The 1,456-nt window shown below is 34.6% G+C and carries 3 protein-coding genes; 1 reads left to right on the forward strand and 2 read right to left on the reverse strand.

All coding sequences use genetic code 11. The features are described from left to right. Together HMPREF2918_RS00185 and HMPREF2918_RS00190 are read right to left on the reverse strand one after the other, a co-directional pair. Positions 1-264, reverse strand: a 264-nt coding sequence (locus HMPREF2918_RS00185) for a cytoplasmic protein (protein WP_070594276.1), incomplete at its 3' end; no start/stop codon positions are given. Positions 265-298: 34 nt separating this feature from the next. Beyond that, the gene (locus tag HMPREF2918_RS00190) at positions 299-481 is read right to left on the reverse strand and encodes a hypothetical protein (protein ID WP_070594278.1); all 183 of its coding nucleotides are present in this window, start codon (positions 479-481) and stop codon (positions 299-301) included. 658 nt (positions 482-1,139) lie between these two features. On the opposite strand from HMPREF2918_RS00190, the gene HMPREF2918_RS00195 reads away from it, so the two are divergent. Continuing rightward, a partial coding sequence (locus HMPREF2918_RS00195; protein ID WP_070594280.1) for a helix-turn-helix domain-containing protein occupies positions 1,140-1,456 on the forward strand: 317 nt, incomplete at its 3' end.

A 1,456-nucleotide genomic window follows, 5' to 3' on the forward strand; every position in this document is an offset into this window, starting at 1 on the left:
ATTGAGATAAGGTGCAACAGTATTGCCATTTAAAGCAGTGTCTGGGAAAAAGATTGGGTTAACTGCTTCTACTAGAGAATCTTCTGGGAAGACTGTTGTAGAGGCTGGTGTAATGACATGAAAGGCACCGTGCTCTGCGCTATTTAGAATGTGACGTTGGTATTTACCTTCTTTTCCAAAAATAAATTTAGGAGCATTTCCCAAACGTTCGTAGTAAGCAGGGCCAATAAATTCTGGTTTCATTTTAAGTGTTTCTGAGATCATAAGATTTTCCTTTCTGAGTGTAAAATAAAAAGAGCTAAGCTAGTTGCTTCACTCTTGAGTAATAGTGTGTAAAAAGTTTGCGTTTAAACATACGACTATAGAATTGAATATCCCCATGAGCATAGCCATTTCTACGAGCAGCATCTGCGAGATGGTCTATATCTACTTGAGCTTGAGCATAGAGTTTAGCCTGTAGTTTATCAGATTCACTAAACATACCATAGGTAAATTCATAGTTATCATAGAGTCGTTTACATTGTAGTGCGAAAAAAGTTTGTCATATTTTTCTCCTTTATTGTAATAAGTAAAAAAGCTACTAAGTGAAAAAAGGAAAGAACTTAGTAGCTTGAGAGTAGGTCTATCTAATTAGATAGACAGCAGTAAAGAAAAGTTATTTGGTTGGAAAGATCCCTCTTTCCACGGTGGCAACGTTTAGCAAGGTGCTTTGCGTCAATTACCATCGCTTTCCCAGCCAATCTCTTCAGGTAGTCCTCATCATACCCAAGGGATTCTCTTACGCCCTTTGGCGAAGCCAGTTCACTTTACTATTCGGAAAAGTGCGAAAGTCCGAAATGCGTGGAAGCCCACAAATACTTGTTTTATATCTTCACTTCAACCATAAAACGGACTTGACTTTTAGTATCAAAACATTTACAATAAAGGTACGAAGTTTATGTGTAGTTCTGATGATCAGTCCTCTGGTTGTCAGACGCACTTTTTATTTAATTGTCAATGATCTAAATCCGACCTTTAAAACAGGTTATTATTTTCAGGCCGTATACAACTATCAGTTGTTGATTATATTATACAACCTATAGTTGTATTTTGTCAAGGGATTATTTGAAAAAAGTGAAAAATTTTTTAGAGGTTTTAAAATGGAATTTTCAGAACGCTTAAAAAAACTTAGGAAAGATACTGGTTTAACTCAAGTTGATGTAGCAAGTAAATTAGGTATTTCCCAACAAGCATATGCTTCGTGGGAACGTGGAATAAAAAAACCAACCCAAGAAAATTTGGTGAAATTATCCAAAATTTTAAATGTTTCAGTTGATTACTTATTAGGAAACACAGAAAATAAACAAACAAGTGATGTATTAGAGAATATTGAGTTACTTTTTCGTATGAATTCAAAAGGTTTGACTGAGGAAGAAAAAGAAATCTTCAAAAAAGAATTGATTGAGTTTATGGATAA

The sequence above is a fragment of the Streptococcus sp. HMSC065C01 genome (assembly GCF_001813525.1).
Classification (GTDB): Bacteria; Bacillota; Bacilli; order Lactobacillales; family Streptococcaceae; genus Streptococcus; species Streptococcus parasanguinis_V.

Excerpts from the sequence above, each read along its gene's own strand:
- HMPREF2918_RS00190 (WP_070594278.1), bottom strand. The coding sequence starts at position 481 with ATGTTTAGTGAATCTGATAAACTACAGGCTAAACTCTATGCTCAAGCT.